General features: G+C 41.9%; 17 protein-coding genes and 2 pseudogenes. 16 read left to right on the forward strand and 3 right to left on the reverse strand.

Features of this window, described 5'->3' with window-relative positions; genetic code table 11:
* Window positions 1–248: 248 nt before the first annotated feature.
* From ASG89_RS04870 to ASG89_RS04900, 9 genes and pseudogenes are all read left to right on the forward strand, one after another.
* Window positions 249–1,418, forward strand: a complete 1,170-nt coding sequence (locus ASG89_RS04870; protein WP_057309264.1) for a hypothetical protein — start codon at window positions 249–251, stop codon at window positions 1,416–1,418.
* Window positions 1,419–1,593: 175 nt separating this feature from the next.
* Entirely contained in the window at window positions 1,594–1,767 is a 174-nt protein-coding gene (locus tag ASG89_RS37470) for a hypothetical protein (RefSeq protein ID WP_235549603.1), read from the forward strand.
* A gap of 104 nt (window positions 1,768–1,871) precedes the next feature.
* Window positions 1,872–2,347: pseudogene (locus tag ASG89_RS37475) on the forward strand (tyrosine-type recombinase/integrase).
* A 339-nt stretch (window positions 2,348–2,686) separates the two neighbouring features.
* A complete protein-coding gene (locus tag ASG89_RS37480; RefSeq protein ID WP_235549604.1) occupies window positions 2,687–2,872 on the forward strand; it encodes a hypothetical protein in 186 nt (61 codons plus the stop codon).
* A 35-nt stretch (window positions 2,873–2,907) separates the two neighbouring features.
* A complete protein-coding gene (locus tag ASG89_RS04880; RefSeq protein WP_235549605.1) occupies window positions 2,908–3,441 on the forward strand; it encodes a Nif3-like dinuclear metal center hexameric protein in 534 nt (177 codons plus the stop codon).
* A 240-nt stretch (window positions 3,442–3,681) separates the two neighbouring features.
* Window positions 3,682–4,476, forward strand: coding sequence for a phosphotransferase (locus tag ASG89_RS04885; protein WP_057309266.1), 795 nt, complete (start codon window positions 3,682–3,684; stop codon window positions 4,474–4,476).
* Window positions 4,477–4,828: 352 nt separating this feature from the next.
* Window positions 4,829–5,845 carry a phosphotransferase enzyme family protein gene (locus tag ASG89_RS04890; RefSeq protein WP_057309268.1) on the forward strand — a complete coding sequence of 339 codons (1,017 nt, stop codon included), beginning with the start codon at window positions 4,829–4,831 and terminating at the stop codon, window positions 5,843–5,845.
* 205 nt (window positions 5,846–6,050) lie between these two features.
* Window positions 6,051–6,545, forward strand: coding sequence for a GNAT family N-acetyltransferase (locus ASG89_RS04895; protein ID WP_235549606.1), 495 nt, complete (start codon window positions 6,051–6,053; stop codon window positions 6,543–6,545).
* 174 nt (window positions 6,546–6,719) lie between these two features.
* Complete coding sequence (locus ASG89_RS04900) at window positions 6,720–7,715, forward strand: phosphotransferase (protein WP_057309272.1); 996 nt, start codon at window positions 6,720–6,722, stop codon at window positions 7,713–7,715.
* Between the two features lie 457 nt (window positions 7,716–8,172).
* Here the strand turns inward: ASG89_RS04900 and ASG89_RS38165 are convergent, their stop codons facing one another.
* Both ASG89_RS38165 and ASG89_RS38555 read right to left on the reverse strand, forming a co-directional pair.
* Complete coding sequence (locus ASG89_RS38165; protein WP_268795582.1) at window positions 8,173–8,304, reverse strand: hypothetical protein; 132 nt, start codon at window positions 8,302–8,304, stop codon at window positions 8,173–8,175.
* Between the two features lie 162 nt (window positions 8,305–8,466).
* Window positions 8,467–8,649, reverse strand: coding sequence for a transcriptional regulator (locus ASG89_RS38555; protein WP_082592735.1), 183 nt, complete (start codon window positions 8,647–8,649; stop codon window positions 8,467–8,469).
* On the opposite strand from ASG89_RS38555, the pseudogene ASG89_RS35395 reads away from it, so the two are divergent.
* A pseudogene (locus ASG89_RS35395) lies at window positions 8,632–9,000 on the forward strand (ADP-ribosylglycohydrolase family protein); the annotation flags it as partial. The gene ASG89_RS38555 and the pseudogene ASG89_RS35395 overlap by 18 nt on opposite strands.
* Window positions 9,001–9,535: 535 nt before the next feature.
* Here ASG89_RS35395 and ASG89_RS04910 read toward each other — a convergent pair.
* Window positions 9,536–10,576 carry a substrate-binding domain-containing protein gene (locus ASG89_RS04910; RefSeq protein WP_057309276.1) on the reverse strand — a complete coding sequence of 347 codons (1,041 nt, stop codon included), beginning with the start codon at window positions 10,574–10,576 and terminating at the stop codon, window positions 9,536–9,538.
* A 696-nt stretch (window positions 10,577–11,272) separates the two neighbouring features.
* On the opposite strand from ASG89_RS04910, the gene ASG89_RS04915 reads away from it, so the two are divergent.
* The 6 genes from ASG89_RS04915 (at window position 11,273) to ASG89_RS04935 (ending at window position 19,404) form a co-directional block, all read left to right on the forward strand.
* Window positions 11,273–12,304, forward strand: a complete 1,032-nt coding sequence (locus ASG89_RS04915) for a Gfo/Idh/MocA family protein (protein ID WP_057309278.1) — start codon at window positions 11,273–11,275, stop codon at window positions 12,302–12,304.
* 104 nt (window positions 12,305–12,408) lie between these two features.
* Window positions 12,409–13,269: an ABC transporter substrate-binding protein gene (locus ASG89_RS38170; RefSeq protein WP_268795583.1), complete on the forward strand. Its 861-nt coding sequence runs from the start codon at window positions 12,409–12,411 to the stop codon at window positions 13,267–13,269.
* Between the two features lie 13 nt (window positions 13,270–13,282).
* Window positions 13,283–13,750: an extracellular solute-binding protein gene (locus ASG89_RS38175; protein ID WP_268795584.1), complete on the forward strand. Its 468-nt coding sequence runs from the start codon at window positions 13,283–13,285 to the stop codon at window positions 13,748–13,750.
* A gap of 164 nt (window positions 13,751–13,914) precedes the next feature.
* Window positions 13,915–15,669, forward strand: a complete 1,755-nt coding sequence (locus ASG89_RS04925) for a sensor histidine kinase (protein ID WP_235549607.1) — start codon at window positions 13,915–13,917, stop codon at window positions 15,667–15,669.
* Between the two features lie 8 nt (window positions 15,670–15,677).
* Complete coding sequence (locus ASG89_RS04930) at window positions 15,678–17,315, forward strand: response regulator transcription factor (RefSeq protein ID WP_057309282.1); 1,638 nt, start codon at window positions 15,678–15,680, stop codon at window positions 17,313–17,315.
* A gap of 241 nt (window positions 17,316–17,556) precedes the next feature.
* Entirely contained in the window at window positions 17,557–19,404 is a 1,848-nt protein-coding gene (locus tag ASG89_RS04935) for a GH32 C-terminal domain-containing protein (RefSeq protein ID WP_057309284.1), read from the forward strand.
* The last annotated feature ends 11 nt before the right edge of the window (window positions 19,405–19,415 follow it).

The raw sequence follows: 19,415 nt of genomic DNA on the forward strand, positions 1-19,415 counted from the left end.
CCTCATTACGAACGAAGGACGTTTGTTCAATACACAGCAATGGGAGGCTGCAGTCACGATCGGCAGCCTTTCGCTCATTTAACGGGCAGATTTGGTCTGAAAGACCTGATCCAGCACAGACTGAAAATGCTGCTTCGCCTGTACACATGTTGTTCAAGGTTTTTGTTGTCTTGTAAGGGGATAGATCGAATAGTTAAAGGAAACTTTTTCCATTTATAATCGTCTATTTATCAGAGGAGTGATTGCTTATGAACAAAGTGAAATCAAATGCAATTTTGATTTGCTTCGGGTTGTGGATATTTGTCATATTAGGGATGTCGACCCAACAGGCTCATGCCGCATTAGTCATAACACTGGTGGAGGAGAAAACGCTGTACGCCGAGCAAGCCGTCAATAGCACCGTTGTCGGTAAACTATCAGCGAATCAGACCGTCGAGGTCATTTTGGAAAATAATATGGAGGGCACTTCCTGGTTTAAAATCAAGACATGGCTAGGGGACTGCTGGATTTATGGCAACGAATCGGTCATGCACGGCAGCTTTTCCGAGGTTGACATGAGTGTGAGCACACTAAAAACGGAAACCTTCTTCGATGCCCCTACCCCTTACCCATACAGCATATACTCCCTCGGAAACGGACAATTGGCGGCACAACCGATTCAAATGACAGGACTGAATGAGTTCTGTTACCTGTTAAGCAACGGTACGCAAATCTGCGAGCCTGGGTGGTACCGAGTCAAGACCTGGCTTGGCGAGAAATGGCTGTATAAACCAAAACTTAAAGAGCTTATCAAAGAAGAGAAGGTTGATCTTACCTTGACCCTGACCGACGAGGAATTGCTTTACGAACAACCTTATCAGGAGAATGTAACGACTATGCTTCAACCGCAGAAGATCAAAGTTGTCAGTCTTTGGGACACGGGAGAGATGGCCTACCGCTTCCGTCCGGTCATATGGTACAAAATAGAAACCGATCAAGGATCTCGGTGGATCTATCCCAGACATCTTACGCTAACTAACGTAAGCAATATCGATAAAAGCGTTGAGCTTCCAACCGGTGCAAAAGGATATGAACATCCAGATTTCGAAGGAGAGTCTTCGTGGGTTGAACCGGGAACGATAAAGGCCTTCGAAGAATGGCTCGGTTGGTTACATGTTAGGACCTCTTCAGGCGCAATATGGGTTAATCCTGAATGGGCCTTAAAAGTAAGACCGATTGGAACCGTTTCGAGCGAGGAATTCGTGAAAATTACAGCAGATACGGCAAGCTACAAAATGCCTGATAGTATGACTGTAGCCCATGACAGCGGGTTCTACGCTCCGCAAGAAGTGCAATGTATCGCCAAGTGGATCGCTCAAAACGGTACTGATTGGTATTTAATCCAAGGTTTTGACGGAGACGTGTGGGTGAAGCCATAACGAAATCCAAACGGGTCTTCAAGCGGAAGCCCAATTCATGTGGAATAGCTTTTCAGTAATCTGATGAGTTACCCGGTCGTTCAACTAATTGGGAACGCTAGTTCAATACATATAGATTAAAACCTCTCATTAGTAGAAAACCTAGATTTATTAGGACTAATGGGAGGTTTTATTTATGAATATAAGTCAATTGTGGAATCTGTATGAGGCCGATAAGCGCATACAGGGATTTAGTATACTAACTCTAAAAGACTACGCCCTGCAGCTTAAAATGCTGGTTAATGAACTTGGAGATATCAACGCTTTGTTAGATCTTTGTTTCGCTTTGCCTACGAAGAAACCTACCTAACATCAAATCCATCTCTAAAATTAAGAGAGCCTAAGATTGAAAAACTTATTCCGATGTTTTTAATCGAGGAAGATGTGATCCATTTGAAGATCTCTTGTCTATCCATGCGGGAACGAGCTCTTCTAGAGTTCCTTTACACTACCGGTTGCCGAGTTGGAGAAGTACAAAAGATAAACATTGAAGATTTGAACTGGGAGAATTGCTCTGCAATCGTTAATGGTAAGGGATCGAAGCAAGAGAAGTGTATTTCACAACCGAGTGCAAGGTCTGGTTGAAAAAGTATCTGGCAAGTCGCAATGACTCCTGTAAAGCCTTGTTTGTAACCGAAACTTATCCTATTCGCAGGATGGCCATTCCCACGATCAGATGGTCAATAAAACGGCTTGCAGATCGGGGAGAGGTCGCAACCAACGTGTACCCTCATCGTTTTCGTCATACTTATGCGTGCCAGTTGCTGGACAACGGAGCACCTTTGGATTTCATTCAAGGCATGCTGGGACATGAGAAGGCATCGACCACTCAAATATACGCACAGCTCCGCGGCGAGCGTAGAAGAGAACTTTATCGTCGATTCTTTTAGGTGTTCTGTGCCATTTTGTAATGATCATATAATATTAGCTGTTAAGGAGCTGCGTGCATGGAATACCAGGAGACAGAAGAGTTTCTTATAAAGAAGTTGCGGAAATACATAGAAGGGTATGTTTATGATGCTGATCTATCGAGTAGCGAGTGTTTGAAAGTGATTGTGGAGATAGTACGTACCTATCCCATCAGTGGGGAGGAAAATGTAAATGATATTTAAGAAAGAAGAGTAGATATATACCACAATAACTAATCATTTAAGCTAAAGGGAGGTTTGTTGAGTATTTCACCGAATAGAAGTAACTAATATGAAATGTTAATTATTGGGGGGATACGAGTGAATACAGAACAATTTACTGAATTAATCGAAAATCTATTTGGTGGACTCCTAAATCAATTTGATTATGGAAAGGAATTTGCACATTACAGCTATGGTCCTGATTCAATTCGTCGAATTGGGTATGCGACAAATATTAATCCCGAACTTATTGAACAAGCCGCACAAAAAAAGTTGATCTTATAGTTACCCACCATGATGCATGGGATTTTGTTTTTGGAATGCAAGAAGAGTGTCATAAACTTCTCGCATCCTATGGAATAAGTCATTTTTTTGTGCATTTGCCATTGGATTATGCTGAATTTGGCACGTGTACTTCATTATTCAAGGCAATTGGTATAAATAATGTTATTCAACAATCAATTGATATCGAGGGTAGGAGTCTGCCTGGTATTGGGGAGTTCGAGTCCCCAATAAGCTTTCAAGAATTAAGTGATCGGGTTAGTACGGTACTAAGTGAAAACATAAAAACGTGGAAACACTCAGAAAAGTTAATAAAAAGAGTGGGGATTATTACAGGGGCAGGAAACTCTACAAAGTGTCTTCGTGATGCCCATAATTCAGAGTGTGATGTCTATATAACTGGTGAGAAAATCTTATACACAATCCAATATGCAAAGTTCATTAAAATGAACCTGATCGTTGGAAGTCACACTTTCACAGAGATTTTTGGTGTGAAGTCCCTGTCTGAAAAAATCAAAGAAAAATACGACTCTCTAGAGATTATTGGACTAGTAGAAGATCATTCTGAATAAATTTATTGTTAAAGTAACGGTGAACTATAGTTGAGGGGCTTGCTTCGCGGCTAGCTCCTCTTCGGTCATTGAACTGGTAGTTTAGTGCAAACAATGCCGACTCCGTGTAGGGCAGGATAATTCAACTTTAACTATTTACTCACTTTCCTTTGTTGGGAATAAATAGCATAATGGAACTATTATGACTTGGCACATTTGTTTTAAGTTTTATAGAAAGTCATATTAGGGAGGAATATTTAGATGTCACACCATGAAAACGAAGAAATGCTAACAGGAGGGAATGTCTCTAACGTATATCGTTCGGCAGATACTGTTCGACGCGATTTAAAGCCAGACAGTACCAAAATTCATAAGCTATTAAATCATTTGGAAAACAAAGGTTTCAGTTATGCACCAAAGTTTTTAGGGATTGATGGAAAAGGTAGAGAGATACTATCATTTATTGAAGGAAAAGCTGGCAATTATCCTTTAAAAGAATACATGTGGTCTAATGATGTTTTAAAAGAAATAGCGAAGATGCTCCGCCTATATCATGATGCTGTGAGTGATTTTCCAATATCAGATGAATGGAAACCAATGGATAATACCCCAAATAACATAGAGATTATCTGTCATAATGATTTTGCCATCTATAATATAATTTTTAATAATGAGAAACCAGTAGGTATTATTGATTTTGATGTTGCTGCTCCTGGTCCAAGACTTTGGGACATAGCTTATACTCTTTACACTTGCGTTCCTTTAAGCAGGCGTTATCATAACGAAACAGGTGAGGCAGTTTATTATAATCCATTACACGATGCCGAACATATAAAACAAAGAGTTCAATTGTTTTTTGAATCCTACGGTATTGATGGGATGGAAGAAGATTATTTGGAGACGGTATTGCTACGTTTAGAGGGATTATGTAAATACATTAAAAGAAAAGCCAGTGAAGGGGACATTGCTTTTCAAAAAATGATAGATGAAGGACACCTTGAACATTATCAAAATGAGATTAAGTTCATTCGAAAATACGGAAATGAGTGGATTTAAGGTTCAACGGAGAGTTGAGTAAATGTTACACGATTGCAATCTTATTTTCATCTGGTATTAATCATTAAAGGTTATAATAAAAACCGACCCCCTTTAAAATATAAACTTAGACCTGCAGCCCGTTGCTGTGGGTCTCTTTTTGTTATTAAACTAAAGGGCAGATTACGCTAATGAGCTGAAGGATAACATGCACTGATCTAGAAATTATTAGGAGTGTGTCACAAAAGACGTACCGCGTTAGCCTTGGTTGCTCTTTGTGATCAATTGCTTTTACGACAACGGGAAGTTTCGAGAATTTTCGATTTAAAAGCTATGCAGTTACTTAAATTATGAATGAAAGAAGGTTTTGAAAATGATACGAGAAATTAAAGAGCAATTCACTGAAGAGATCCTTAAAGAAGCTATAAAGCGATATGACATTAATAATGACACTGTTCGTTTATTGGGCGGTTATGAAAGTTTTGTTTATGAATACCAGAACAATAATGCATTTTTCATATTAAAAATCTCACATACAATTAGAAGATCAAGAAATAATATTCTGGGAGAAATTGCATTTATAAATTTATTGTCGAATACAGGACTGGCAGTTTCAAATGCTGTACCATCGACCATGGGGAATATGGTTGAAGAAATTGCTGTAGAAAATGGTTCGTTTCTAGCCATTTCATACGAAATGTCTCCTGGAAAAGAAGTGTCGGGTGAAGATTGGAATGAATCGCTTTATGAAAAATGGGGCGAATTCCTGGGAAAAATCCACCATGCCACAAAGGATTATGAATGGAGTCATCCTGCGTTTAAACGAAAAGCTTGGGACCTAGAAGTTCAATTAAAGGCGGAGAAATACCTGCGACCTGATGATGAAATGATTTCAATTATAAAAGAAAGATTAACAAAACTTACTTCTCTGACTAAGTCCAAAGATACATACGGTTTGACTCATACTGATTTTCATCAAAGTAATTTTTATCTGCATAACGGAGACATTTATTTATTCGATTTTGATGATTGCGGTTATACGTATTTCATAAACGACATCGGGATTACATTGTGTTATGCACTTTTGTATCCGTTTAAGGAATTTGAAAATAAAGCGGAATATTATAAAATGTTTTTCCGCCATTTTATGAAAGGATATCTGAAGGAAAATACAATTCAAGAAGTAGAAATAGTACATTTACAAGATGCTATTAAACTTCGTTATGCATTGCTGTATATTTATTTTCATCAAGCAAACGATGTGTCAAATTTGGATGAAAAATCATTGAACTGGTTAAAAGAGCTACAACGAGTAGCCGCTTCTGATGACCCTATACTGCCGATTGATTTTGTTCAAGAATTTAAAAATATTTATAATAGTATTCATTAAAAAGTCGAGAACTCGATCCGCGCGGACCTGGTCGTGGGGCGGATGCTAAGATGGGACCATCTGGCGGTGCACTCCCTTTCTAGCGTTAAGCTATCTGGGAACGATAGTTGAAAGTCTGCTACGAAGCAGCCTTTATTACGGGCTGGATAGTTTAATCTTTACAGCGAATAATCGAAGTATCGAAAACTTGTCGGAGGAATCGCTTTTGGATACATTGAGATGGTTTATAACTGAAATTACCGATAATGATTTTGAAGAAGTGAAAAAAATATACGTTAACGAGCAAGTTAGAAAATACCTTGGTGGTGTCATTCCTGAAGAACATACCCGTGCAAAGTTTAATGACACAGTAGCTCGTTCCAATAATTCGGATACGTGCTTTTGGGTTGTTCGGTTAAAAAACAATCAATTTATTGGGTTAGTGTCCTTAGACAAGCATGTTGATGGCGGCATAGAAGTGTCATACGAATTTCTTCCAGCTTGGTGGGGACAAGGGTACGCAACAGAAGTATTAAGCCAGGTTATTAAGTATGCCTTTGAAGAGTTGGGAATTGTTAAACTCCTGGCTGAGACTCAGACTGCCAATCTTAGTTCGTGTAAACTCTTAGAGCGGGTTGGACTGAAGTTAGAAAGGAAAGTCCAGAGATTTGGTGTTGAACAAGGGATTTTTTCTGTTGAAAAGTCGAGTGCATTGACCTAACGGGACACGTTAGCGGAATATGCAGGGAGCAGCCAGCCACACGGCAACTGCTCCCTGCTTTCGTTAAAGTAACGGGAGTAGAACCTGGTTGGCATTACCTGAATTACCCAATTGTGATACTCTGTTAAGAGTATTTGATTGCTTAAAGAGTGGATATAGGATCGGGGGATTATAATGCAAGAAATAATTGATGAGATCGTCCATAATTATTTTGAGGATTCATTTTACGAGATCGAGTCCGTACCATTCGGTTTGACTAATCTAACGAAAATTTTAATACTGAATGACCAAAAATATGTTATTCGAAATTACAACCGTCATACTAAAAATGTAGAGAGTATTAAATTTGAAGCACAAATAACATCGTGTTTGAGTAAACAGAATCTTTCATTTGTCGTGCCCATATTTATAAATACAATTGTCGACGAACAGTTTGTACACTTGTCCGATGGAACATTAGGTGCAATTGTTTCGTTTGTAGAAGGGTCAGTTCCAGAGATAACCAGTATTAAACAAGCTACAGACTTTGGCTCTATTGTAGGGGAAGTTAGTTCAGCTCTAAGTCAATGCAACGTAGATTGCAAATTCGAAGGAGTTCCCTTCACGGAATTTTATAGTCTGCATCCATTAGCAGATTATTATGCTGTTGCATCTTTTATCAAGTCCCCACCCTTTGAAATTTCTCAAACAGCCCTTAATTTTTATAAAGAAATGATCTCTTTTGTAGAGCAAAATAAACTTGAATTGATGGAATTGCCTAAGCAACTAGTTCATCATGATGTATTAATCTACAACTTACTCTCAAAAGAGAATAAAATCCATGGTGTTTTGGATTTTGATTTTACCTCACTTGATATCAGTTTTATGGAATTTGCCATATCTCTTAATCACGTCATACAATTGACAAATGGATCATTGGAAATGACGGAGGCATTCATTAAAGGCTACTCTCAATTCCGAAAATTTACTTATCAAGAAATGAATCAACTGCAACTTTTGACTCAAATTTACCATATTGCTGTACTTCATATTTACATTGGTCAACATTATTCTGGTAATAATATCGAGCAGAACTTCAATTATATCCTAAGCCAATTTCAATCAAGAAATGACTGGCTGAACAAACATCGTTCTTCAATAAAGATACTACTTGAAAATTTCATGAATTGATTTAATTTCTCTACTAGGGATAACGTTAGTAGTTCAATAAAATACAAAAAGAGGCTGCCTCCGCGAAAACGAGTGCAGCCTCATTAAGCTCCCTCAGAGAATAAGGATTTACTCACGAATGCTCGCTCATTCGCAGGATTTCAATATGCATGGTAAATAGGATTTCAGGTGTTTAGGTAGTGTGTGGCAGGTAGTTCCGTTAGAGTGCATGCGGGAACAGAAGGTGCTGAACGTTTTTACAACATCTTCCATAAAAAGGTATACTGCACGCTTCTCTCCACAAGGTCCTTGGGGATTCACTCTCCCAAATCTCGACGGGTCTTTGCCCTCACATTCCTTCGTCCTATCTATCCAAGGTGTGTCTATGCCCTAAAGCGTAAAAATCTCGGTACTCCGTGCTTTCTTTGTGAGATCCTGCGAATGAGCCAATTTACGCGTCAGGGTAACGATATACTTTTTATGCTGCTAACGGTAGTTGTGCTTTATAATCTATGGAGAATGTTTGTCCTTCTTTTGCCATGGCTACTAGCATCCGGGCCAGTTTCCCAATCAGCTTCATCATGGACTGCATTTTCGTCATTCTTTTCACTTCGGTATTGTGCGCATGTATGGCTTGGAACGCTTCATTGAAAGATAACAGGACTTATTGTACGGATTTCCGAACTGTCTGTAACGGCAAGTTTAATAGCCATCCAACAGGAGGGCCATTTCTAAAGCTAAGAACGACTTCCAAGTATTAACATGTAACAATTCACTCCGATTGATTTTTAACTATATTCAATATCGACTCTAACTGATTTAGGTATGCTAAGTAAGCAGCATGCCCTTCGGGAGTACTAACTAAAACCGTATTAGGTCTGCGGCCAAGGAATGTTTTATTTATTTTAATATATCCCGCATCCTCTACTATCTTTGAATGACCAATCTTTTTCAAGGTAGCCTTATTGGATTAGCAATTGGCGATGCCATCGGTACGACCGTCGAGTTTAAGGAACCCAGGACATTTTCGGAAGTCACAGAAATGATTGGCGGAGGTGTATTCGAACTACCGAAAGGTAGCTGGACCGACGACACTTCCATGGCCTTATGCTTGGCTGAAAGCCTGATATTAAAAAAAGGGTTTGATCCGATGGATCAAATGGAGCGGTATTTGAAATGGTATCGTACCGGACATCTAAGTTCAACTGGAGAATGCTTTGACATTGGAAATGCTACCGCTGAGGCTCTTCGAAGGTTCGAACGTACAGGTGAACCATTTAGTGGGTCTGAAAACCGTTACTCAGCGACTTGAGGTGGGGGCTGAAAAAAAAGGTCTCCACCTTCTTTATTTCAACAGAACGAAACGTGTAATTACAGTTGCCGAGTGGGTTAAAAAAGGAATCTAGTAAATACAAAATGCCTGACTTGCTACCTGCTGGTCGGGCATTTTTTATCGCTTTTTCTAATTTGCATTTTTAGATCCCATTCGATTTCTTTTTTGATTGTGTATAGAGACACAGCTTTTAAAATATTTAATGTCATCATGATCGTTCGAGTAAATTATCCGCGTATCATTCCCAACTAAATCAGCTAACACAGAACTAGACATAACGAGCCCTCCCCTAAGTACCTACCCGTCAATCCCTTTTCCGTTGTTCATAAGAGGAAAAGACTGAAGAATATTGGATTTGCGTTACTATTCATATTAAGATATTACCGTCTTTTGATGAATCTTGTAGCAGTATTCTGATGCCCAAAAGCCTGACCGTAGTACAAAACAAAAAAACCTCAAGTCAACTTCATGTCGACGTGAGGGAGGAGAACTAGGTATTTAAAACTTTTCATAGAGATACATTTGTAGTGTTTCTAAAAATGGGGGTAGTTTTAATGTGAATGACTTGAGGTGGCTTGTCAGGATCATTAATCCGTGACAGCAGCAATTCTGCTGCAATAATCCCCATCTCGTCTCTGAAAATGTGGACAGTCGTAAGATGCGGTTCTACAATCTCGGATTCAGGTGAATCGTCAAAACCACAGATCGTAATATCTTCAGGAATCTTTACATGTTTACTTTTTAAAATCTTCATGACATTAATAGCAATAAAGTCATTGGCACAAATAAAAGCGGTGGGGAGCGGCTTCATCTCTTCCAACCTTTTTTCCAGCCATTTGACATCGCATATGAAACGGTCTTCGTCAACAATGCAATAAGGGAGGTTAACTTGCAGATGGGAGCTAACCAGCGCTCGGTTAAAGCCTGCCCATCTTTCATTAAAGCTTTTGCAATGATTATAGTCTCCAACGAAACCTAATTGATTGTGTAGCCCTTTATCGATCAATTTCTTTGTCATGACGAATGTGCTATGTTCATTTTCCATCAAAATCATATCAGAATTCATGTCGGTGTACATCATGTCTGCAGGACCATCTATGAAAATAGCTGGAATATCTAACTGATCAATGAACTGAATATACTTCAGGTCGAATAATTCAATGCAGATAATCGCATCTACTTTGTTTCTATCAAAATTATTGGGAAGAAGGAGAGACTCGATCTCCGTTTCACGTACAATGTGGATCGATAAATTATAACCTTCGGAACTGACCCTTTTCTCAAGTCCGCTTAATAAGGAGGCTCCAAAATGAGAATTGGTGGGTATGCTCGAAGTTAGCAGAGCAATAGTTCCTGTTTTTTTTGTGAGAACGCTATCCGTGTCGACATAGGCAAACTGCTTGTAATTGAGTTCAATCGCCCGCTTTAATACTTTATTTCGCGTTTCAACCGGAATGCTTTCGTTGCCGTTAAGCGCCTTGGAAACTGTATTTCTGGATAACCCTAATGAATCGGCTATGGATTGCACGGTAATTTTTTCTTTGCGCATGATTTACCCCTTTACGAATAGATCTCAGCATCGTTGAATGGGTATTAACATCAGATGAAGGCCTATAGGGTAACTGTATAACAATTCAAAGGAAAGAGCAATAAAAAAATGCAAATGTAAATAAAAATATAATTAAAGGTACATTTGTAATCTTGGATTTGGTGGGGATCGAAAAGTGGTAGCTGTAAACAATTGAACATATTTTGATGTTCAAAATGCACGATTTCATTTATTATTTTTTCATTAAACTTTTATGATACAACAAATCTCGCGAATATTTTTGATGGAAATTGTATAAAATGACTAGAAAAATGAGCGCAAAGTAACCAAATGAACATTTTATTGCGATCAAAAACAATATTTTATTTTGCGAAATTGCATTGGCTAAATTTATTCCAGGGTGTAAATTGTAAACAGAACGAAGAAATGAAAACCCTTTCATTTTTGTTTCAAACTAATGCGTAAAAGTTTAGTGTTCAAATGTAACAATAAAGTTCGGGGCACAGGAGGTTATAACTTGGAACAAGTAGCGAAATTGGTGGTATCTAGCATCAATGTTTATGTCACCCATAAAACCGAACCTTAACATATCGGAAAACACTTTTGAAATTAGTTTGCGATGGTTTTTGGTATAATATTCAATCTGCAATCTTTTTCTCAAGATGTTGCACGAATGGGGTCTACGGTAAAAAAGAAATGGTTTGGATCTACGGGGTCATTTCTACGGCTCATTTGGAAGGTCTTAAGAAATTAAGGGATGATAACAGGAAGACATTTGAATTGTCTGCCGTTTGCGATCTGAGCCTGAATAGAGCGGAGTCTTTCGCCACTGAAGTGGAGAAGCAATTAGGGAAGCGACCCATCGTGTATACGGATTATCGTCACATGCTTGAGAAAGAACATCTGGATGCAGTTTCCGTATTGCTTGATCATGATCTTCATCATAAGGTGACAGAGGATTGCTTTGCATCTGGTGTCAACGTTCAAATGCAAAAGCCCCTTGCAATTTCGCCAATGTTTGGTAGAAAAATGCTGGCTGATGCGAAAAAATATAACAAAGTGTTAACCCTATCAGAACCAAGTGTATTGGGAGCAGGTAACGTCGCTATGGCACGGGCTGTCAAAGACGGTTTGATTGGGGACGTTTATATGATTATGGACTACGCAACAGTTACACTTGGACGAACGTTTTTCGCGGGAACCCCTTGGCGTCATATGAAGGGCCGTGCAGGCACCGGATGGATAAATGACCATGGTATCCATCGAACTCATTTTTTCACAGAGATAAATGGCCCCATCCAAGAAGTATTTGCCTACACACGAATTTTTGAGAAGGAACTGAGTAATGGTGAGAGCACGATATATCCAACTGGAGAAGATACCTCTGTTACAGTATTTCGATTTGAGAATGGAGGTCTGGGTCATTGGATGTGCAGCACAGCAGCTCATGGAGAGAAAGCAGATGGAGTCTGGGTCTATGGAAGTAAAGGTTGCTTGCGGCCAGGTCAATATGCGGTACTTGAAGATAACCGTATCGCTTCCTTATCAGAAATCATTAAGAATTATGCATTTGATGTGGTAGATGACCCCTTTGCCCATTCTTATCTAGAATTATGGGATGCCATTGTAGACCTTAAGCAACCCATTTCGAGCGCAGAGAGAGGTCTCGAAGCATTGAATGGTATGAAGATACAGTTATTAAAGAAATGCAAGTATAAGAGGGCATAATAATTTTATAAGTTAGAAGCAGAGCATTTTGAATGTAGTGTCCCTTTCACTTTGATAAGATTGTGTCAGGAACAACAATAGAGTAATGAGAGGGGCAACATCAAATGAAAAAACTCGGTTTCACAGTCGTAAGCGCTATCGTAGTTGGTGGTTTGTTGGCAGGATGTTCTTCACAAAGTAATAGTGGAAGCGGATCCAGCACATCTTCAACGGCACCAAAGCAAACAGATGCAGCTCTGAAAAAAGAAGAAAAAGTAAAACTCACATTCTGGAGAAACTCGGGGAATGATACGGAGAATGCGGCCTACGATAAATTAGTGGCTTCTTTTATGCAGAAATATCCGAATATTTCCGTGGAAATGACACCGATTCCATACTCGGATTATGATACCAAATTGCGTGTATCCATCGCTTCCGGAAGTCCACCGGACATCATGGCGCTAGATGCACCAACCGTCGGTTCGTATGCCAACGCGGGAGCACTTAAACCATTGACCGCTTACTTCAAAGCAGACGGAAATATGGATGATGTTCCGAAATCAACACTTGCGACCTACACGTATCAAAATGAAATTTACATGGCACCGCTGACGGAATCTTCCATTGCGATGTTCTATAACAAAAAACTTTTCCAAGCGAAAGGCATTCCGCTTCCTTCTAAAAACCCAGATGAGCCTTGGACATGGGATCAAGTATTGGATGCTGCGAAGAAAGTGAATGATCCTGCGAATGGAATCTTCGGTATCGATCCTGCACAAGGCTTTGGCAACGCAGGTGGAACAGCTTACTTCAAATATCCAATTATATGGCAGCTCGGCGGCGAGATCATGAGCCCCGACGGTAAAACGTCCAAAGGCTATCTAGATTCACCACAAACGAAAAAAGCCGTACAGTTCTTCTCCGATTTGTACAACAAAGATAAAGTATCTGCATTGGAGTATCCACCAGATCCGTTCCCGAATTGACGGCTCGTGGTCCTTGGCTAATTTGAAGGAGAAATTCCCTAATTTCAAATTGGGTGAAGACTATGATATTGCCCCATTGCCAAAAGGAACAGCACAAGCAGTAGCCAACGGCAGCTGGGCCCTCGGTATTTCAGGGAAAAGTAAGCATCCAGATGAAGCTTGGAAGTTTATTAACTGGGTAACTGGTGAAGAAGGTCAGAAAACGTATGCAGGAATGACGAAAGATATCCCATCCCGTTATTCATCTGCTAAGGCATTCCCAGAGCTGAATGAGTATCCGAAGAACATCTTCGTTATTCAAAATCAGAAGTACGGCAGACCGCGTCCAATCACGCCGATCTTCCCGCAAATGTCAGATGCTGTGAACAAAATGTTTGAGGATGTTACGATCGGTAAACGGAATATTGACGCATCCATTGCAGATGCCGTTACAACGATTGATAAGGCATATGCCGATGTCCAAGCACAGCAGAAAAAGTAAGTAGCTCCAGACAAAGTGAGACGAATCATTTTTATGATCGTCTCTTTGTCGTTGTTTCCTCTGAAGGTTGAGAGGTATGATGAGTTGATGGTGCTCGTAAGCTAATTTTTTCATACCATAGATAACGGGGGAATATTATGTTTTTTTCATTGAGGAGCCGTCTTATGGCGGTTTTCTCGGCTTTGCTCCTCATCCCTTTTGCCACCTTGGCCTATATTCTTAGTGAGGAAGCAACGAAAACAATCAAGTCTTCCATCGAAGCTTCAACCACACAAACGATTGAGCAGTTCGCTTCACATGTGGGCACGCTGCTTACGCAGGTGGAGGATACGGGCAATCAGGTCGTGAGCAGCCGAATTACGCAGGACTGGTTATCCGTTCACTTGAATCCAGATAGCACGATTCAGGAGAGAGTTCTCACAAAGCAGCGATTACGGGAGTATTTCTCGTCCTATGCGGTGAACAACTCCAGTGGCATTTCCCTTAGTGCATTCGCAGATGACTCCGGTGGCGTGTGGACGCAAGACAGAACATACAAGAACAGCGCGTGGTTTCAGGCTTTTATGACGGAAAATAAGCGTTGGACGACCGCACATAAAGATATCGATCAGTCGGACGAATTCATGCGAGCGCGATCGATTAATAGCTTTCTTTTTCCATTGGTACAGCTTCAGTCGCTCAAAAATATGGGGTACATTAAGGTGAATTATCCGACAACTCTGCTACGTAATGCCATTGAGAAGATTAATGTAGGGAAAACGGGAAAGGTCATTTTGTTGACGCATGAAGGCCAAAGTGTGCTGGATCAAAATTTGACCGAGGATGGAGACATGCTCAAGAAGGGTCTTCAACAAATTGATGCTCGCTTTGATGGAGAGGTTAACGGGATTTTCCCGTTGAAGGCTAAGGGAGAGACGAATCTACTCTTTTTCCGGAAACTGCCTGCACAGGACTGGGTCATTATCGGAAGTGTTCCAGAGGCTGAATTGTACGAAAAAATTACGCACATTCGCCAAACGATGCTTGTCGTTACGCTTGTTTTGCTTATTCTTGCGATATTGACAGCTTTCTGGTTGTCCGCCGGCATTACCAAGCCGCTGAGCGTAATGGGGAAAGCGATGAAACATGTCCAACGCGGTGAGTTTAATCAAGCGCTGCATGTGATGCCGAAGGTCGGTGATGGCCATAGTGAAGTGAACTATGTGACAGGCGTTTTTGAGCAGATGACGCACCGGCTCCGCTTTTTAATCGAGACGGAGTTCGAGACGAACTTACGCAGGAAAAATGCCGAATACAAGGCGCTGCTGCTGCAAATTAATCCTCATTTTTATAATAATACGCTTGAGATTATTAGTGGTCTGGCCGCCATGAAGCGGGAAGATCTCGTGATGGATGCGACGGAAGCATTGGGCAAAATGATGAGATACTCACTTAACCTTGGTAGTGATTTAGTTCGAGTATCCGAGGAAATGGCCTATATTCGGGATTATTTATTCATCCACCATTTGCGACATGAAGACGGATTGCAAGTGGTGATTGAGGAAGATCCCGCGGCAGCGAATTTCATGATCGCCAAATTCATCATTCAACCATTGGTGGAAAATGCGGTTAAGTATAGCTTGGAGAAGGATGGCGTCGCACAGATTACCCTAAGGACGAAGCGGCAGGAGGATAAATTATTGATCTCCGTAAAGGATAATGGCATTGGCATGTCCCCTGACTTAGTACAAAATCTACTCGAAGAGCTCAAGTCAGGAGATTCTGTAGCGATTCTCAGTACCGAAGGGCAGAGCATCGGACTTCGCAATGTGTTATCCCGCTGTCGCCTGAATTATAGTGAGCAATTTGATTTAGAGCTACATTCCAAGCTAGGGGAAGGGACGGAACTGAACCTGATGCTTCCGCTGATAAGGAGCTGACTAACGAGATGTACAGAATCATGCTGGTTGATGATGAGGTCGGTGTTCGAAACAGTATTAAAGCCAAAATAGATTGGGCATCCGCTGGATTCGCAATTGCTTTGGAAGCAGCGAATGGGCTGGAAGCACTGCAGCTTCTGGGGGAGCAACCGCTGCCTGATATTGTCATCACGGATGTTCGCATGCCACAAATGGACGGTATTGCCTTCGTAAATGCTTGTAAGGAAAAGTACCCCGGGCTTCGGATTATCGTACTTTCGGGTTACTCGGATTTTGAATATATGAAGGCCGCGATTCAGCTTGGAGTGAAGGATTATTTGCTCAAGCCGGTGGTTCGGAGCGAACTAACAGCACTACTTGGGAAGTTAGCCGCGGAATTGGAAGAAGATCGAAATCGCATCCGGGAGCAGGACCAAGAGGAAATCAAAAATCACCAACAACTAGGTCTGATGCAGGAGCAGCTCCTGTGGCAGTTGGTGAAGGATGAATGGTTCAGCGTTTCCACAATGAAAGAGCGAATGGTGCAACTGCAGCTGTCAGATCTAGCCATTGATGAGGTGCATGCACAATTTGTGACGGTGGAGATGCGCATTCCGCCAGGACGCTTAGACGATTGGAGCGACCGGAAAGACTTGCTCTACTTGGCTTTTCAGTTGCTTTGCCGGGAGTCTACTCAGAAGTGGGAGTATGTCTATCCCTTTTATGCGATAAGTCACCCTGCAATGATGCATTACTTGATTCTGATTCAAAATGATGAGCATGAACGCTTCATTGCCGACTTCGTGCGCAAACTGAAGCGGGATATCCAAACCTACCTCAAAGTAGATAGTGTACTCGGCATTGGCGAGCACATCAACGGGTTGAAGCAGCTGAAGGATGGCTATGCCTCGAGCATGTTGGCTTGGAGTCAGGGTACAGTCCACTTGGACAAGGCGCAGCCGAATCAGAATATGTTGGCGATGACGCACACCTTCTCACAAGAGGTTGAGAGAAAGCTGATGCAAACGATCGAAAATCTCGATATGCTTGCCTTTACGAAGCAGCTGCACGCCATATTCTCTGCAAATCGAGATACGCCGATGTTTGTATTCACCTTTTTGACGCTGCGTATTATTCTCTTGTTTAACGCGATTGCCAAGAAGTTTGAGCTGGGTGATGCGTCTCTGCAAAGATATCTCTGGAACTGCCAGATGACTGTGAGAGACTACTCTTCTAGGGAACAAGTACTGGAGCAGCTTCATGATATGGCGCAATTGGTCATGGACGAAGTGAGGAAAACGAGGTTCTCCAGCGGACAGCAAATGATGGAAGCCATTCGGAACTATGTGGAGGAAAACTTTTCCTACGAGCTCACGTTGGCCTCGTTGGCTGACATGTTTCACCTCAATGAAACATATTTGTCTGGACTGTTCAAGCAGAACGTCGGTGTTACATTTAGTGACTACGTCACTAGATTGCGTCTGAACAGGGCCTTAGTTTTGCTCAAAGAAAGTGAACTCAAGCTAACGGAAATCGCTACGTTGGTTGGCTACTCTAGCTCGAGCTATTTTAGCACTGCGTTTAAGAAGTTTTATGGTAAAGGGCCGAAGGAATACCGAGAGGAACTACGTTCTGAGAGAAATGTGAAAGAGGCCCCAATGCTATGAAGAGATGAGTTGGGGCTCAATGAAAAATAAATGTGGTCCTATCTAATTCTATTATTTACTTTTTCGACTATACTCTCATTCAACAGATGAGGGTATTTTTTTTATGTGCTGACGAAGTCAACTGTGCACTGTTCTACAAATCATTTTAAAAGACAACTCCCAATGATATTGAAATCATTTGCCCATCTGACTCGGTACAATAACGATACATCAAAATAGACAGCGAACAGAGGGAGGAACCATGCGGAAAAAGGTAGGATTATGGGTGGTCGGTGCGGCTGCGGTCGTACTTCTGGGTTGGGGGGTGACGACTTTGGTAACAGGTGATGGCAAATCGAAGGACTCCGCGGAGGAAACAGCTTTCTCCTATGCGAAGGATCCGACTTATTATACGGAAAAGTTTCGGCCGCAATATCATTTATCACCGGAGTCCGGTAACATGAGCGATCCGAATGGGATGGTGTATTTTGAGGGAGAGTACCATCAGTTTTATCAAAATAGCGGACAATGGGGCCACGCGGTTAGTCGAGATCTCATTCACTGGGAGCACCTTCCGGTTGCTCTGGCGCGGGATTCGCTCGGCGAAATCTGGTCGGGAAGCGCGGTTGTGGATACAAAGGACACAAGTGGGTTCTTTGGCGGCAAAGCGGGCTTGGTCGCAATTTTTACGCATTTTAAAGGCGGCCTTCAGTCGCAAAGCATTGCTTACAGTAGGGATAAAGGCCGGACGTGGACCAAATATGAAGGTAATCCGGTGATTCCGAATCCCGGCTTGAAGGATTTTCGCGATCCCAAAGTGATCTGGCATGAACAGACGAAATCGTGGGTCATGGTGGTATCAGCAGATAACCGTGTTCAATTCTATACCTCTCCGGATTTGAAAACGTGGAAGCTCGCGAGTGAGTTCGGAAGCGATCAGGGCTCGCACGCGGCAGTTTGGGAGTGTCCGGACTTGTTTGAACTGCCCGTTGAAGGCACGAAAACGAAGAAGTGGGTGTTGACCATCAGCATCGGCAGCAACAACACGACCAAAGGGTCAACTGCCCAATACTTCGTCGGCACGTTCGACGGACAATCATTCAAGAATGATAATCCGACCTCGGAAGTGCTTTGGACGGATTACGGGAAGGATTTCTATGCGGCTGTTTCCTATTCTGACATTCCTTCCAAAGACGGACGTCGCATCTGGCTAGGCTGGATGTCCAACTGGCGTTATCCTTTCGCGATGCCGACGGGTGCATGGAAAGGTAATATGTCTGTCCCGCGCGAGCTTGGGTTGAGGAATATTCCTAATCAAGGTTTGCGTTTGATTCAGGAGCCGATCAAAGAATTGCAGACGCTGCGCGGTAAAGAAGTGGCGGTGCCGAAGCAGCAATTGGCAGCAGGAGTTAATCCTTTTGATGGTCTAAAAGGAACATCTTATGAACTTAACTCGGAGCTTACAGTTCAGCCGAATAGCAAAGTGGAGTTCCAGCTGCGCAAAGGAACCGATCAAGTAACGAAAGTTAGTTACGATGCTGAAGCTGCAAATCTTACGATAGACCGAATCCACTCGGGCGTCACCTTGTTCGAGAAGGGATTTGCCGAACAAATGTCGGCGCCACTGAAGCTGAAGGATGGCAAGCTTAAGCTCCGCTTTTTCGTAGATGAAGCCAGCCTTGAGGTGTTTGCTAATGATGGCGAGGCGGTTGTATCCAGCCTTATCTTCCCTGATCCAACGAGCAATCGACTGGAGCTGATCGCATCTGAAGGCAAAGTCACGTTAGATAAAGCGCAGTTTTATCCGATGGGGACGGTGTGGCGCAAGGAAGATGTGAATGGCATGGCACCGCAAAGGGTGGTACTGAACAAAACTACGCTTGACGTGCCGATTTACGGCAGTCAGTCTATTGAGGCTTCCGTTGTTCCGCTCAGCGGACCGCAGGAGTTAAAGTGGACGTCCAGTGATGAAGAAATTGCGACGGTATCTGTGACGAACAATGGTGCACAGGTCAAGGGTGTCAAGGCTGGGCAGGCTGAGATCAAGGCGACAAGCCAGGATGGGAATATCGTGTCGAGCGTTCAAGTATATGTTTTCGATGGCAAGTAACAGAGTGGAAT

This window comes from Paenibacillus sp. Soil766, from assembly GCF_001428105.1.
Classification (GTDB): domain Bacteria; phylum Bacillota; class Bacilli; order Paenibacillales; family NBRC-103111; genus Paenibacillus_E.

Excerpts from the sequence above, each read along its gene's own strand:
- ASG89_RS04870 (WP_057309264.1), top strand. The coding sequence starts at position 249 with ATGAACAAAGTGAAATCAAATGCAATTTTGATTTGCTTCGGGTTGTGG.
- ASG89_RS37470 (WP_235549603.1), top strand. The coding sequence starts at position 1,594 with ATGAATATAAGTCAATTGTGGAATCTGTATGAGGCCGATAAGCGCATA.
- ASG89_RS04880 (WP_235549605.1), top strand. The coding sequence starts at position 2,908 with ATGCAAGAAGAGTGTCATAAACTTCTCGCATCCTATGGAATAAGTCAT.
- ASG89_RS04885 (WP_057309266.1), top strand. The coding sequence starts at position 3,682 with ATGTCACACCATGAAAACGAAGAAATGCTAACAGGAGGGAATGTCTCT.
- ASG89_RS04890 (WP_057309268.1), top strand. The coding sequence starts at position 4,829 with ATGATACGAGAAATTAAAGAGCAATTCACTGAAGAGATCCTTAAAGAA.
- ASG89_RS04900 (WP_057309272.1), top strand. The coding sequence starts at position 6,720 with ATGCAAGAAATAATTGATGAGATCGTCCATAATTATTTTGAGGATTCA.
- ASG89_RS04910 (WP_057309276.1), bottom strand. The coding sequence starts at position 10,576 with ATGCGCAAAGAAAAAATTACCGTGCAATCCATAGCCGATTCATTAGGG.
- ASG89_RS04915 (WP_057309278.1), top strand. The coding sequence starts at position 11,273 with ATGGTTTGGATCTACGGGGTCATTTCTACGGCTCATTTGGAAGGTCTT.
- ASG89_RS38170 (WP_268795583.1), top strand. The coding sequence starts at position 12,409 with ATGAAAAAACTCGGTTTCACAGTCGTAAGCGCTATCGTAGTTGGTGGT.
- ASG89_RS04925 (WP_235549607.1), top strand. The coding sequence starts at position 13,915 with ATGGCGGTTTTCTCGGCTTTGCTCCTCATCCCTTTTGCCACCTTGGCC.
- ASG89_RS04930 (WP_057309282.1), top strand. The coding sequence starts at position 15,678 with ATGTACAGAATCATGCTGGTTGATGATGAGGTCGGTGTTCGAAACAGT.
- ASG89_RS04935 (WP_057309284.1), top strand. The coding sequence starts at position 17,557 with ATGCGGAAAAAGGTAGGATTATGGGTGGTCGGTGCGGCTGCGGTCGTA.